This window comes from Shewanella psychromarinicola (assembly GCF_003855155.1).
GTDB lineage: Bacteria > Pseudomonadota > Gammaproteobacteria > Enterobacterales > Shewanellaceae > Shewanella > Shewanella psychromarinicola.
Genome location: NZ_CP034073.1, coordinates 4,594,551 through 4,609,346, shown reverse-complemented (window position 1 = coordinate 4,609,346; position 14,796 = coordinate 4,594,551). Strand labels below are relative to the sequence as shown.

The 14,796-nt window shown below is 43.5% G+C and carries 15 protein-coding genes; all 15 read left to right on the top strand.

The window, feature by feature from the left end; all coding sequences use genetic code 11:
* Nucleotides 1-29 precede the first annotated feature (29 nt).
* The 15 genes from rpsB to rnhB all read left to right on the top strand — a co-directional run bounded on the left by rpsB (nt 30) and on the right by rnhB (nt 14,758).
* On the top strand, nt 30-758 hold the full coding sequence (gene rpsB, locus EGC80_RS20025) for a 30S ribosomal protein S2 (protein ID WP_101032281.1): 729 nt from the start codon (nt 30-32) through the stop codon (nt 756-758).
* Nucleotides 759-875: 117 nt separating this feature from the next.
* Entirely contained in the window at nt 876-1,727 is an 852-nt protein-coding gene (gene tsf, locus EGC80_RS20020) for a translation elongation factor Ts (protein ID WP_101032280.1), read from the top strand.
* A gap of 68 nt (nt 1,728-1,795) precedes the next feature.
* Entirely contained in the window at nt 1,796-2,533 is a 738-nt protein-coding gene (pyrH, locus tag EGC80_RS20015) for a UMP kinase (RefSeq protein ID WP_101032279.1), read from the top strand.
* A 133-nt stretch (nt 2,534-2,666) separates the two neighbouring features.
* Nucleotides 2,667-3,209, top strand: a complete 543-nt coding sequence (gene frr, locus EGC80_RS20010) for a ribosome recycling factor (RefSeq protein ID WP_283107434.1) — start codon at nt 2,667-2,669, stop codon at nt 3,207-3,209.
* Nucleotides 3,210-3,290: 81 nt separating this feature from the next.
* Nucleotides 3,291-4,115, top strand: a complete 825-nt coding sequence (gene uppS / locus EGC80_RS20005) for a polyprenyl diphosphate synthase (protein WP_101032277.1) — start codon at nt 3,291-3,293, stop codon at nt 4,113-4,115.
* A 20-nt stretch (nt 4,116-4,135) separates the two neighbouring features.
* Entirely contained in the window at nt 4,136-4,993 is an 858-nt protein-coding gene (locus EGC80_RS20000; RefSeq protein ID WP_101032276.1) for a phosphatidate cytidylyltransferase, read from the top strand.
* Between the two features lie 5 nt (nt 4,994-4,998).
* The gene (ispC, locus tag EGC80_RS19995; RefSeq protein ID WP_124011893.1) at nt 4,999-6,189 is read left to right on the top strand and encodes a 1-deoxy-D-xylulose-5-phosphate reductoisomerase; all 1,191 of its coding nucleotides are present in this window, start codon (nt 4,999-5,001) and stop codon (nt 6,187-6,189) included.
* Between the two features lie 12 nt (nt 6,190-6,201).
* Nucleotides 6,202-7,572: a sigma E protease regulator RseP gene (gene rseP, locus EGC80_RS19990; RefSeq protein WP_124011892.1), complete on the top strand. Its 1,371-nt coding sequence runs from the start codon at nt 6,202-6,204 to the stop codon at nt 7,570-7,572.
* 31 nt (nt 7,573-7,603) lie between these two features.
* Nucleotides 7,604-10,087, top strand: coding sequence for an outer membrane protein assembly factor BamA (gene bamA / locus EGC80_RS19985; RefSeq protein WP_124011891.1), 2,484 nt, complete (start codon nt 7,604-7,606; stop codon nt 10,085-10,087).
* 65 nt (nt 10,088-10,152) lie between these two features.
* The gene (locus EGC80_RS19980; protein ID WP_124012135.1) at nt 10,153-10,650 is read left to right on the top strand and encodes an OmpH family outer membrane protein; all 498 of its coding nucleotides are present in this window, start codon (nt 10,153-10,155) and stop codon (nt 10,648-10,650) included.
* Between the two features lie 5 nt (nt 10,651-10,655).
* The gene (lpxD, locus tag EGC80_RS19975) at nt 10,656-11,681 is read left to right on the top strand and encodes a UDP-3-O-(3-hydroxymyristoyl)glucosamine N-acyltransferase (RefSeq protein ID WP_124011890.1); all 1,026 of its coding nucleotides are present in this window, start codon (nt 10,656-10,658) and stop codon (nt 11,679-11,681) included.
* A 31-nt stretch (nt 11,682-11,712) separates the two neighbouring features.
* On the top strand, nt 11,713-12,174 hold the full coding sequence (gene fabZ / locus EGC80_RS19970) for a 3-hydroxyacyl-ACP dehydratase FabZ (RefSeq protein WP_101032270.1): 462 nt from the start codon (nt 11,713-11,715) through the stop codon (nt 12,172-12,174).
* Nucleotides 12,171-12,941 (top strand): acyl-ACP--UDP-N-acetylglucosamine O-acyltransferase, encoded by a 771-nt coding sequence (gene lpxA, locus EGC80_RS19965; protein WP_101032269.1) that lies wholly within the window; start codon nt 12,171-12,173, stop codon nt 12,939-12,941. The genes fabZ and lpxA overlap by 4 nt, the downstream gene beginning before the upstream one ends.
* Before the next feature lie 9 nt (nt 12,942-12,950).
* Complete coding sequence (lpxB, locus tag EGC80_RS19960; RefSeq protein ID WP_124011889.1) at nt 12,951-14,099, top strand: lipid-A-disaccharide synthase; 1,149 nt, start codon at nt 12,951-12,953, stop codon at nt 14,097-14,099.
* A 20-nt stretch (nt 14,100-14,119) separates the two neighbouring features.
* Nucleotides 14,120-14,758 (top strand): ribonuclease HII, encoded by a 639-nt coding sequence (rnhB, locus tag EGC80_RS19955; RefSeq protein WP_164839506.1) that lies wholly within the window; start codon nt 14,120-14,122, stop codon nt 14,756-14,758.
* The last annotated feature ends 38 nt before the right edge of the window (nt 14,759-14,796 follow it).

Below are 14,796 nucleotides of genomic sequence, written 5' to 3'. Positions count from 1 at the left end.
GTCTAACCCCTTACATTAAGGTATATACAATGACTACTGTTTCAATGCGCGACATGCTACAAGCTGGTGTTCACTTCGGTCACCAAACTCGTTACTGGAATCCTAAGATGAAGCCTTTCATCTTCGGCGCTCGTAATGGTGTACACATCATCAACCTTGAGCATACCGTGCCAATGTTCAACGAAGCTTTAGCTTTCATTAGCAACATTGCTTCTAAGAAAGGTAAAGTATTATTCGTAGGTACTAAGCGCGCTGCTGGCGAAGCTATCAAAGCATCTGCACTTTCTTGTGATCAGTACTATGTTGATCACCGTTGGTTAGGCGGCATGCTAACTAACTGGAAAACTGTTCGTCAGTCAATCAAGCGTCTTAAAGAGCTAGAAAGTCAGTCTGTAGACGGTACTTTCGACAAGTTAACTAAGAAAGAAGCGCTAATGCGTACTCGCGAATTAGACAAGTTAGAAAAGTCTTTAGGCGGAATCAAGAACATGGGCGGTTTACCTGACGTATTATTCGTTATCGGTGCTGACCATGAGCATATCGCTATTAAAGAAGCAAACAACCTAGGTATCCCAGTTGTTGCAGTTGTTGATACTAACTCTGCACCAGATGGTGTTAACTATGTCGTTCCAGGTAACGACGATGCGATGCGTGCTATCCGTTTGTACACTTCTACTGTTGCTGAAGCTGCTAATGCTGGCCGTGGTCAAGATTTAGCGGTACAAGCAGAGCAAGACGGTTTCGTAGAAGCTGTTTAATAAGGCGTGATGGTTTCCATCCCCCTTATTTGCCAATAAGATAATTGGTGAGCAGGGGCCAATCGGCCCCTGTTTTATAAATGCAATATTAGTCGAATTAAATTAGAGGATTTAACAATGGCAATTACTGCTGCCCAAGTTAAAGAACTTCGTGACCGCACTGGCGCTGGCATGATGGACTGTAAGAATGCACTGACTGAAACTGACGGTGACATCGAACTAGCAATTGATAACATGCGTAAAAGCGGCGCCGCGAAGGCTGCTAAAAAATCAGGTAACATCGCTGCTGACGGTACAATTCTAATCAAGAATGGCGACGGTTTCGCTGCACTATTAGAAGTTAACTGCCAAACTGATTTCGTTGCAAAAGATTCAAACTTCCTAGCATTCGCTAACTCAGTGTTAGACGTTGCTGCTGCATCTAAAGTTACTATCGAAGACTTAAAAACACAGTTTGAAGAAACGCGTGTTGCGCTAGTAACTAAAATCGGTGAAAACATCAACGTTCGTCGCGTTGAGTATATCGAAGGTGCAAACCTAGCATCTTACCGTCACGGTGATCGTATTGGTGTTGTTGTAGCCGGCGAAGCTGATGAAGAAACGCTAAAGCACATCGCAATGCACGTTGCTGCTTCTAAGCCAGATTTCGTTAACCCTGAAGATGTTCCTGCTGAACTTGTAGCAAAAGAGCAAGCGCTTCAAATCGAAATCGCGATGAATGAAGGCAAGCCTGCTGAAATCGCTGAGAAGATGGTTTTCGGTCGTATGAAGAAGTTCACTGGTGAGATATCTCTTACTGGTCAAGCTTTCATCATGGAACCTAAGAAAACGGTTGGCGAAATTCTTAAATCGAAAGGCGCTAAAATAACCAATTTCGTTCGTTTAGAAGTGGGTGAAGGTATCGAGAAAAAAGCAGAAGATTTTGCTGCTGAAGTAGCTGCACAAATTGCAGCGACTAAAAAAGCGTAATCGCTTTTATCTAAATACCCTAAGACCGCAGCAACCGCTGCGGTTTTGTTATGATCAGGATGAAAATTATGAGCACCAATCCAAAACCGGCGTTTAGACGCATTCTGCTTAAATTAAGCGGTGAAGCATTAATGGGTGAAGAAGGCTTCGGCATTGACCCAAAAGTACTTGATCGTATGGCACAAGAAGTGAAAGAGCTTGTTGAACTTGGAATTCAAGTTGGTGTGGTTATTGGTGGTGGTAATCTATTTCGTGGCGAAGGCTTAGCAAAAGCAGGCATGAACCGCGTAGTGGGCGATCACATGGGTATGTTAGCAACCGTAATGAATGGCTTAGCCATGCGTGATGCCTTGCACCGTGCATATGTTAATGCCCGCCTTATGTCTGCTATCCCGCTCAAAGGTGTATGCGATGACTACACCTGGACAGAAGCAATTAGTTTATTAAAGTCTGGTCGAGTGGTGATTTTTGCCGCGGGTACCGGTAATCCATTTTGTACAACGGATTCTGCAGCATGTCTACGTGGTATTGAGATTGAAGCTGAAGTGGTACTAAAAGGTACTAAAGTAGATGGTGTATACTCTGCAGACCCGATGAAAAACCCTGAAGCGGTTAAATATGAAACGCTTACTTTTGCGGAAGTCCTTGAATCAGAATTAAAAGTAATGGATCTTGCTGCATTTACTATGGCGCGTGATCATAATATGCCTATTCTTGTCTTCAATATGAATAAGCCAGGTGCACTTCGCCGGGTGATTATGGGTGAACAAGAAGGTACGATTATTAGCAGTAAAAAACCTGCTTAATCACAGACACAAAAAATATTACATTATATAATTTAAATGTTTGAGCCGTTTTATTGCATGTGTCATTCTTAGGCTAATGCTCAGACACAGATGAATTTGTGACAAAAAGGAAATTATTGTGATTGATACTATTATGTTAGATGCGCGTGAGCGTATGAGTAAATGCGTTGAGTCTACTAAAAACCAAATGGCGAAAGTTCGCACCGGTCGTGCACACCCAAGTTTATTAGATTCTATTCAGGTTTCTTGCTATGGCTCTACGTCACCCCTTAATCAAGTGGCTAACGTGGGTGTAGAAGACTCTCGTACATTAACTGTAAACGTGTTCGATAGATCGATAGTTCAATCGGTAGAAAAAGCAATCATGAGCTCTGATTTGGGCTTAAACCCGATGACTGCCGGTGCAACGCTACGTATTCCGTTACCTTCGTTAACTGAAGAACGTCGTAAAGACTTCATCAAAGTGGTCCGTAACGAAGCAGAAAACGGCCGTATTGCTATTCGTAACGTGCGTCGTGATGCGATCAGTGAAGTCAAGAAGCTTGAAAAAGCCAAAGACTGTACTGAAGATGATGTTCGTCGTAGTGAAGATGAAGTGCAAAAGCACACTGATTCATCTATCAAAAATATTGATCAAATTCTAGCAACGAAAGAAAAAGAGTTGATGGAAGTATAATCTGTCAATTTAGACGCTAGAGTTAACACGCCGTGTAAGGGTATACTACACGGCGTTTGTTTTTATAAAGGATTGTCGTAGATGTCTTCTACAGTTGAGTTTGAATCAGACCCTAAAGCCGATTCGGAGTTAATGACTTCGCAATTGCTGCCAGGACAATTATCTGATGCGGTAAAACAATCTCTGCCTAAGCATGTTGCGATTATTATGGACGGCAATGGCCGCTGGGCACAACTGCAGGGTAAAGCGCGGGTTTTTGGTCATAAAGCGGGTGTTAAAGCGGTGCGTCGTGCGGTAAGTACTGCAAGTCAACTTGGTATTGAATCATTAACCTTGTTTGCATTTTCCAGTGAAAATTGGCGCCGACCAGATAAAGAAGTCAGTTTGCTAATGGAACTGTTTTTTACAGTGTTACAACGTGAATTAAAATTACTCGACAAAAACCAAGTTAAGCTCAATATTATTGGTGATATCAGTCGCTTTTCGCCTCGCTTGCAAAAGCAAATTGCGTCGGCTCAAGACAAAACGGCTGCCAATACCGGTTTGATATTAAATGTGGCGGCGAACTATGGCGGACGTTGGGATATCTTGCAAGCAGCACAAAAATTAGCCGAAAAAGTTGAAAGTGGTGAAATCAGCAGCAGTCAGATGACTGAAGAAGCATTAAATGAACATTTGTGCATGCAAAGTCAGAGCGAAGTTGATTTAATGATCCGAACTGGCGGTGACTACCGCATTAGTAATTTTGTATTATGGCAGGCCGCCTATGCCGAGTTTGTGTTTACTGACACTCTATGGCCTGACTTTGATGAGCAAGCATTTCGAAATGCCATTGCCATTTTTGCCCGTCGGCAGCGCCGTTTTGGTTTGACCGGGAGTCAAATTGAAGAGATACGCGCAATATAAATCTTAAGAGGATTAGTTTCTTGCTAAAACAACGAATAATAACAGCATTGTGGTTAATCCCAATTGTACTCGGGGCTATATTTTTACTATCAGCAAATGTGTTTGCTTGGGTGTTAGTGCCAGTGTTTTTAATTGCAGCAAAAGAGTGGGGCAGTTTTATTGACCCAAGCTGTAATGTCACCCAGTGGTCTTTTACCGCGACACTCGGTCTTTTACTCATAGCGCTTAATTTAGCTGTACCCATTGATGTGTTGTGGTTTAAAGGGCAATTACACCCTATGTACCTTGCCATTATCACTATCGGTGTATTTTGGTGGATAGTCAGCAGCGTATTGGTGTTTAGTTTTCCTAAAAGTGCCAAAATATGGAAAGACAGCCCAATGTTGAAATCCATGTTTGGCCAGTTAACACTCATACCGTGTTTTGCCTCTTTGATCGCGCTTAAATCATTAAGCAGCAACGTTCACCCCTATTATGGTGGTGCATTAGTGTTTCTTGTCATGCTAGTGGTTTGGGCTACGGATACGGGGGCTTATTTTGCTGGCCGTAAGTTAGGTAAGCATAAATTGATGCCGAGTGTGAGCCCAGCTAAAACACTTGAGGGCTTAGTGGGTGGCTTAATTACCACTATGGTTGTGGTTGCGGGTATTATGTATGTCGCGCCAGAACAAGAGTTAGGCTTGCTCATTGTGGTCACGTTAGTCACTGCGCTGGCATCTGCTTTTGGCGATTTGTCTGAAAGCATGTTTAAACGTGCTGCTAACATTAAAGATTCAGGCTCTATTTTACCTGGTCACGGTGGTGTTTTGGATCGTATCGACAGTTTAACCGCAGCACTGCCAGTATTTACCTTTATCTATATCACCCTGTGGATGTAATACCAATGCAGAATATAGTGATTTTAGGGGCAACAGGCTCAATAGGTGCAAGCACTTTAAGCGTGATTGTAAATAACCCTACCGATTTTCATGTCCATGGATTAGTGGCCAATGCCAGTGTTAATAAAATGCTGGCCTTGTGCATCACCCATCAGCCTGAATATGCTCATATGGTGGCCGAGAGCGCTGCTATGCAGCTGAAAGCATTATTACCTAAAAACTGCATTACTCAAGTGACGACAGGGGCTGAGGCTCTGAACGCGTTAGTGACAGACAGTCGCACTGATACCGTTATGGCGGCCATTGTTGGTGCTGCTGGTTTAGTGCCGACATTTGATGCCGTTAAAGCGGGTAAACGGGTGTTGTTAGCCAACAAAGAAGCATTAGTGATGTCGGGTGAGTTATTTATGCACACGGCTAGAGCATCGGGAGCAACCGTTTTACCTGTCGACAGCGAGCATAATGCGATTTTTCAATGTTTACCGACTAATGTACAAGCCCAGTTAGGCTATTGCGATCTGACTGCCAATGGCATCTCACATATTTTATTAACCGGTTCTGGTGGGCCGTTTTTAAACACTGATTTAACCACCCTGAGTGCGATGACGCCTGCTCAGGCGTGTAATCACCCTAATTGGTCTATGGGACCTAAAATCTCTGTTGATTCAGCCACTATGATGAATAAAGGTTTAGAGTTTATCGAAGCCCGCTGGCTATTTAACACGCAGGCTGAACAACTCAAAGTGGTCATTCACCCGCAAAGCGTGATTCATTCAATGGTGCAGTACCGAGATGGCTCTGTTATTGCGCAAATGGGTAACCCCGATATGCGTACACCCATTGCTCATTCTATGAGCTATCCGCAAAGAATTGACGCTGGCGTTGAACCTTTAGACTTTTTCAAAGTCGGACAATTAAGCTTTTGTGAACCTGACTTCAGTCGTTTTCCCTGTTTGCGTTTAGCCATGCAAGCCTGTGAACAAGGGCAAGAAGCCACCACAGTATTAAATGCTGCTAACGAAGTTGCCGTTGATGCTTTCTTAAAGGGTCAGATCCGTTTTACTGATATTGCAACTATAAACGCACGTTGTTTAGACCAGGTACAACAAACTCGCTTAGCCAGTATTGACGATATTTTACAGTTAGATGCACAAACACGCACGACAGCAATGTCTGCCATTAAAGCACTTAATTAGTTCAGAGGAATAATGATAGATTTTTTTTGGAGCTTAGGTTCTTTTATTGTCGCTTTAGGTATTTTGATTACCGCACACGAATATGGCCACTTTTGGGTTGCCCGTCGCTGTGGTGTTAAAGTCGAGCGCTTCTCTATTGGTTTTGGCAAAGCGATTTGGCGCAAAGTGGGTAAAGATGGCACTGAATATGTTGTCGCCATGATCCCACTCGGTGGCTATGTCAAAATGCTCGATGAGCGCGTTGAAGAGGTGCCTGAACATCTACTTGATCAAGCGTTTAACCGTAAAACAGTGTGGCAGCGTATTGCGATTGTGTCAGCAGGCCCCATTGCTAACTTTATTTTTGCTATTTTGGCCCTATATGTCATGTACCTTATTGGTACTCCGTCGATAAAACCGGTCATTGACAGTACCAAGTTAGATAGCCCTGCCAGTGTTATTCGCTTGGTTGAGCCGCAACAGATTATGGCAGTATCAGGACGCAAGGTACGCACTTGGCAAGAGGTTAACTTAGCCTTAGTCGGTCATATTGGTGACGACAGTATTGAGTTAACCTTGGCGCCACTATCTGAATTATCAGGCATGGATATGCCGGCTCGCACCGTAAAACTTGATACCCGCCAGTGGGCATTTGATCCCGAAAAAGAATCTCCTATAACCTCATTAGGTTTGGGTATTTTTCGCCCTGGGATCGATCCAACCATTGCCGCAGTCAGTAAAAACAGTGCGGCAGAGCAAGCAGGTATTAAAGTTGGCGATAAATTAGTCAACATTAATGACACGCCATACAGCGATTGGAATACGTTTGTTGATGTGGTACAAAGCTCTGCTAACAAAAATATTAATATGACATTGATACGTCAAGGTGAACTCATCAATGTTAATGTTGTGCCAAAAGCACAACAAAATCCTGACGGTGAGACTATCGGGATTGTTGGAATTAGCCCAACCCAAGACCAATGGCCTGATAATATGCGCTTTGAGCTTGAGTATGGCATAGTAGATTCGGTTATTGCTGCAGCTGACAAAACGTGGCAACTCGTTGTCGTCAGCTTTAAGATGATCGGGAAATTATTTACCGGCGATGTATCGGTGAAAAATCTTAGTGGTCCTATTTCGATTGCACAAGGCGCAGGCGCCAGTGCAAGTTACGGCTTAGTGTACTTTCTAGGTTTTATTGCGCTCATCAGCGTTAACTTAGGCATTATTAACTTAATGCCTCTGCCAGTGCTCGATGGTGGACACTTGCTGTATTACTTTATAGAAGTGATTACTGGTAAGCCTGTACCCGAAAAGGTGCAGGAAATAGGTTTCAGGTTTGGCGCAGCTTTGCTGCTAATGTTGATGGGTGTAGCCTTATTCAACGATTTTGCCCGACTCTGAGCAAGGACAGACTAATAATTAGAAGTGCTCTATGAGATTTAATAAAATTTTTGCCTCGATGTTATTCGTCGGCGCGTCTTTTTCAGGGAATGGTTGGGCAGAGTCTTTCCAACCTTTTGAAGTGACCGACATCCAAGTAGAAGGTCTGCAACGAGTTGCTCTCGGTGCAGCACTATTGAGTTTACCTGTGAAAGTAGGTGACACGGTAGATGAAGTTAAATTACAGCAAGCGATTAAGAGCCTTTACGGTTCAACCAATTTTGAAAACATCAGTGTCAGTCATGAAGACGGTATACTTTTTGTCACGGTTAAAGAGCGTCCTACTATCAGTATTATCTCGTTTGAAGGTAATAAAGATATCAAAGACGAACAGTTACAAGAAAGTCTTGACGGTTCTGGTGTTAAAGCGGGCGAATCACTTGATAGAACCATGTTGTCAGGCATTGAAAAAGGCTTGCAAGATTTCTATTACGGTGTGGGCAAATACGGCGCCAAAGTTGAAGCGCAAATCATCAACTTACCTCGTAACCGTGTTGAGCTTAAATTTAAGTTTACCGAAGGTTTAGCGGCTGAAATTCGCCAAATTAACGTGGTAGGTAACACAGTGTTTTCTGACTCTGAGCTCATCAGCATGATTGAGCTTAAAGACTATGTGGCATGGTGGGATTTATTTGGTGAGCGTCGCTACCAAAAGCAAAAGCTACAAGCTGACTTAGAAACAATCAAAACCTATTACCATAATCAAGGCTATATTCGTTTTGAAGTCACCTCAACACAAGTGGCGATGACACCGGACCGTAAAGGTTTGTACATCACTATTAATGTGGATGAAGGCGAAACGTACAAGGTAAAAGAAGTTAACTTAATTGGTGACCTTATGGGCCGCGAAGCGTTAATGAAAGGTATTTTACCAATCAAAGCAGGCAATATGTACAACGGTGCCGATGTAACATTCACCGAAGAAATGTACAGTAAATATCTTGGCCGTTTTGGTTATGCTTATCCTGAAGTGAAAACCTATCCTGAAATTGATGATGAATCCAAAGAAGTGGTACTCAACATCAATATCAAGCCAGGTAAGCGTGTTTATGTTCGCTCAATTAACTTTACCGGTAACACGGTAACCAAAGACGAAGTACTGCGTCGCGAATTACGTCAAATGGAAGGGGCGTGGTTGAATTCTGCTCAGATTGAGCAGTCTAAACTTCGCCTTAACCGTTTAGGTTATTTTGAAACCGTTGATGCCGAAACAATTCAAGTGCCAGGCAGTGACGATTTAGTCGATGTGGCCATCGCAGTAAAAGAGCAGCCATCAGGTTCGTTTAACGCCGGTGTGGGTTATGGTACTGAATCAGGTGTGAGCTTGCAGTTTGGGGTTGAACAAAATAACTTCCTTGGTACAGGTAACCAAGCGGGTATTAGTATCAATACTAATAAATACTCGCGCAGTGCTAACTTGTCTTTCACCAATCCATACTTTACTAAAGATGGTGTGAGTTTAGGCGGCAGTGTGTATTGGAACGAATTTGATGCCAACGAGGCTAACCTTGAGCGCTATAAGAATCAATCTTATGGTGTTGCATTAAACTCAGGATTTCCGATTAATGAATCCAACCGTTTAAACGGTGGTATTGGTTATCGTCATAATACTATTTCAGAAATATCGGCTTATGAACAAGCATTGCGTTTCTATAATGTGTATCGTGAAACGGATGATGCAAACTCAGACTTAAGCTTTGATAACTTTGAATTGAATGCCGGTTGGTATCGCAGCACACTTAACCGTGGTACGTTCCCGACAGACGGTTCATCGCAACGTTTAAGCGGTAAAATGACCGTGCCGGGTTCTGATTTGCAGTACTTTAAAACGGATTTTGACACCAATTTCTACTTCCCGCTGACACCTCAACATGGGTTTGTATTTTTGGCTCGCGCCCGTTTAGGTTATTCAAACGGTTATGGTCAATTTAACGACAACGATCAAATCTTACCGTTCTGGGAAAACTATTACTCTGGTGGTAGCAGCTCGTTACGTGGCTTTAAGTCGAACTCAGTCGGTCCACGTTCGTTCTATTTATATCGTGGTAGTGAACAATGTGCTCCGGACGTTTCTGGTGATGGTTGTAGTTTGCCGGGTGATCCTAATACGATTCAGGTGAGCCAAGGTCGCTCGATTGGTGGTAATGCGATTGCGACAGCCAGCTTTGAAATGATCGTGCCGACGCCGTTCCTCGATGAAGCATACACTAACTCAGTGCGGACCAGTTTCTTCGTCGATGCCGGTAACGTATGGGATACCGAGTTCGATTATGATTCGTATCGCACTCTGCCAGCGGATCAGTTTATTAAGTTAGAAGATTATAGTGATCCTGAGCGCATACGTGCCTCGTGGGGTATGAGCGTACAGTGGTTATCGCCAATGGGTCCTATGGTATTCAGTTTAGCTTGGCCACTCAAAGAGTATGAAGATGATGAGACAGAGATTTTCTCATTCAATATTGGCAAAACGTTCTAAAACAAATACACTCGGCATGTTTAGCTGATAACGACAATTTTAACAAGGAGTCTACTTTGAAAAAGATGGTAAATCGCGCATTAATTACATTGGCATTATTTGCTACCCCTATGCTAGCCCAAGCGGAAAAACTCGCGGTGGTTGATATGGGTGAGGTGTTTGAACAGCTGCCACAGCGCGAACAAATTTCTAAATCATTAAAAGCTGAGTTTGGTGATCGTGTTGCTGAAGTCCAAAAAATGCAGGAGGAAATGCGTTCTTTGGTCGAAAAGCAACAACGTGACGGCGCCTTAATGAGCGACACACAAAAGACTGATTTAGTCCGTAAAATGGAATCATTAAAATCTGAATTCCAATTAAAAGGCAAAGCATTAGACGAAGACATGCGTCGTCGTCAAGGTGAAGAGCAAAACAAGCTATTAGTTCTAGTTCAAAAAGCCATTAATACCATTGCTGATAAAGAAAAATACGACATGGTGCTGCAACGTGGCGCAGTTATTTTTGTTAAGCCAGAAGCTGACATTAGCAGCAAAGTGGTAGAAGCCTTAAGCAAAGGCAAATAATAAGTATGCAGAAAGTGACTTTAAAAGAGCTTAGCCAATTATTGGGCGCAACGGTTAAAGGTGATGGATCACTGGAAATTACTAGTGTAGCCACCCTTGAACATGCAATCCAAGGTCAACTCTCTTTTTTAGCCAATAGTAAATACCGTGCTCAGCTTGAGGCAACTCAAGCTAGTGCGGTATTGCTAAGCGAAAAAGAAGCAAGTGGTTATCATGGTAACGCCCTGATTGTTAGCGATCCTTACGTGGGGTTTGCTCGAGTAGCGCAATTACTTGATACCACCCCAAAAGAAACGCCTGGTATTCATCCTTCGGCCCAAATAGATGCATCAGCCAATTTAGGTGACGGTGTGGCTATCGGTGCAAATGCGGTGATTGGCGCCAAGGTTATTTTGGGTGAAAATGTTCAGATTGGTCCAGGTTGCGTCGTAGGTGAAGCCAGTATTATTGGTTCAGATTCACGCCTTTGGGCGAATGTTACCGTTTATCATAATGTACATATTGGCCACAATTGCATCATTCATTCCGGTTCTGTTATTGGTTCGGATGGATTTGGGTATGCAAATGAGCGCGGTAATTGGATTAAAATCCCCCAAACAGGTGGCGTGCGCATAGGTAATTATGTCGAAATAGGTGCATGCACCAGTGTTGATCGTGGCGCGCTGTCGCACACCGAGATACACGATGGTGTGATCATCGACAATCAAATTCAAATTGCCCATAATGTCATCATTGGGCAAAACACCGCAATTGCAGGTGGGTCTATAATTGCAGGGAGTTCTACCATAGGTAAATACTGCATTATTGGTGGTGGTAGTGCTGTTGCTGGACATCTCAGTATCGCTGACGGTGTACATGTTAGCGGAGGAACCAATGTGACTAGCATCATTCGCGATAAAGGTGTGTATTCGTCCGCGACTGTCGCAATGGAAAACAAACTGTGGCGTCGGAACACGGTGCGCTTTCGTCAATTAGATGAACTATTTAACCGCGTGAAAACCCTCGAGAAAAGTGCTAAGGGCACAGAATAATTGTAATTCGGCCTTATTAAAGGAATGTAGTGTGTCAAATCAATTAAACACCATGGATATTAAAGAGATACTTAAATATCTACCTCATAGATATCCATTTTTGTTGATTGATCGTGTATTGGATTTTACCGTGGGTGAGCAATTACATGCGATTAAGAATGTCACGATTAATGAGCCATTTTTTCAGGGACATTTCCCTATACAACCCGTTATGCCAGGTGTGCTTATTTTAGAAGCCATGGCACAAGCAACGGGTTTACTTGCTTTTAAAACCATGAGCACTGAGCCGTCGCCAGAAGTATTGTATTATTTTGCCGGTATTGATAAAGCACGTTTTAAACGTGTTGTTGAGCCGGGCGATCAAATACATTTTCACGTTAAAATGATTAAAGAGCGTCGTGGTATTGGTGTGTTTATTGGTCAAGCCTTGGTTGATGGTGAACTGGTTTGTTCAGCTGAAATTATGTGCGCACGCAGAGAGATTAAGAAGTGATAGATAAATTAGCATTTGTTCACCCAACAGCCAAAATTGGTAACAATGTCACTATTGGTCCTTGGACCTATATTGGTGAGAATGTTGAAATCGGCGACGACACATGGATAAATTCGCATGTTGTGGTTAAGGGGCCAACGGTTATCGGTAAAGGTAATCGTATTTTTCAATTCGCTTCGGTTGGCGAAGAGTGTCAAGACAAAAAGTATGCCGGCGAACAAACGCGCTTAATTATCGGTGACAATAACATTATTCGTGAGTCGGTCACTATTCACCGTGGTACCACCCAAGATAAGGGTGAAACCCGCATAGGGTCTAATAACCTGTTAATGGCGTATGTACATATTGCCCATGACTGTGTTGTTGGTGATAACGTTATTATGGCTAATAATGCGTCAATTGCGGGTCATGTGCACGTTGGCGATTGGGTTATTTTGGGTGGCATGACCGGTGTGCACCAGTTTGTACATATCGGTGACCATGCTTTTACCGCTGGAGCGTCACTTATTTTACAAGACGTACCGCCATTTGTGATGGCAGCAGGTTCTCCTGCTGTACCTCGTGGATTAAATTTAGAAGGCCTAAAACGCCGTGGTTTTACCAAAGAAAGCCAGCGGGCAATCTTTAATGCGTATAAAGCAGTATTTCGTAAGAGCTTAACCATTGAAGAAGCCAATGCCGAATTGGCTGAGTCTGCTGAAAAGGACGTAAATGTAAAAGCGTTCGTGGATTTTGTAAATCACTCCGCTCGCGGCATCATTCGATAGACGGAAACGATGACCAACTCTTCCCCAAAAGTATTTGCCATTGTCGCCGGAGAACTCTCCGGCGATATTTTAGGTGCCGGTTTAGTTCATTCACTCAAGCAACGCTATCCTGATGCGCGTTTTATTGGCATTGGTGGCCCTCGTATGCAAGCTCTTGGGTTTGAAAGTCTATTCCCAATGGAAGAACTGTCGATCATGGGCTTAGTCGAAGTGTTATCACATTTACCTCGACTGCTTCATATTCGCTCAAGTCTCGTGAAACACATTACTGAATTAGCCCCAGACTGCTTTATTGGCATTGATGCGCCCGATTTTAATATTGGCCTAGAGCTTAAATTAAAAGCCAAAGGGATTAAAACCGTGCATTACGTCAGTCCATCAGTGTGGGCTTGGCGACCAAAACGGATATTTAAAATCGCCAAAGCCACGCATATGGTGTTGTCGTTATTGCCGTTTGAAAAGGCCTTTTATGACAAGCATCAAGTGCCTTGTACCTTTGTTGGCCATACACTTGCGGACGATATTCCGATGCACAGTGATAAGCTGGCCGCACGGCAGCTATTAGGATTAGATCCCAATGCTGAATACCTAGCTGTGCTGCCGGGTTCCAGAGGCGGTGAGCTAAAGCAATTAGCTGAACCGTTTGTCAAAGCCGCTCAGCTCGTAAAACAAGCCTATCCAGACATCAAATTTGTCACTCCAGTGGTTAATGATGCTCGTCGGCAACAATTTATTGCTGCGCTTGCGCAGTTTGCTCCCGATTTAGAAGTCACCATTATCGAAGGTCAATCTCGTGAGGTGATGGCTGCCGCTGATTGTATTTTATTGGCTTCTGGCACTGCGACTCTAGAGGCTATGTTGGTTAAACGCCCAATGGTGGTGGCTTATCGTGTTAGCCCCATTACCTACGCGATTGGCATCCGTATGATGAGTATCACCAACTATTCGCTGCCCAACTTATTGGCAAACGAAACGATAGTACCAGAATGTATGCAAGCTAATTGCCAGCCGCAGTTGATTGCAGATGAGGTGATCAAGCAACTCAACCAAGATTTTACGCCACTTAATACAAAGTTCGAACAGTTGCATCAATTACTTAAGTGTAACGCCAGCGAGCGAGCTGCCGATGCCGTGGTGGCATTATTGCAAACGCAGTAACCTGACTAGGATAAGCTAACATGTTGACATTACCGGTTGTGATAAAAAATATTACCCCTGAGCAAGTGGCCATCATTTCACAAGGGCTGGTTGCCGGTGTTGACGAGGTAGGACGTGGTCCATTGGTTGGCGATGTGGTAACGGCTGCTGTGATCTTAGATCCAAGTAACCCCATTGTTGGACTCAATGATTCAAAAAAACTGAGTGAGAAACGCCGTAATGCTTTATATCAAGTGATTATGGAAAACGCATTATGTGTCAGTGTCGGCCGTGCAAGCCCTGTTGAAATTGATCAGCTGAATATTTTACATGCCACCATGCTGGCAATGCAGCGCGCCGTTGCTGGCTTAAGCCTTCAACCAGAACGAGTATTAGTCGATGGTAATCGGGTGCCCGATTTTGGTATAGCCAGTCATGCAATCATAAAAGGTGACGGATTAGTGGCCGCCATCAGTGCAGCATCCATTATTGCCAAAGTCACTCGTGATGCAGAGATGGACACCTTAGACAGTCAGCACCCACAGTATGGTTTTGCTAAGCATAAAGGTTATCCGACCAAAGCGCACTTTGAAGCATTAGCCTTGTATGGCGTGTTAGCGGAACATCGTAAGAGTTTTAAACCTGTCGCCCAGCGCATTTTGCTTCAGGATACATTTTGATAATACCCAGATTAACCGACTAAATCGTTGGAGAAAGT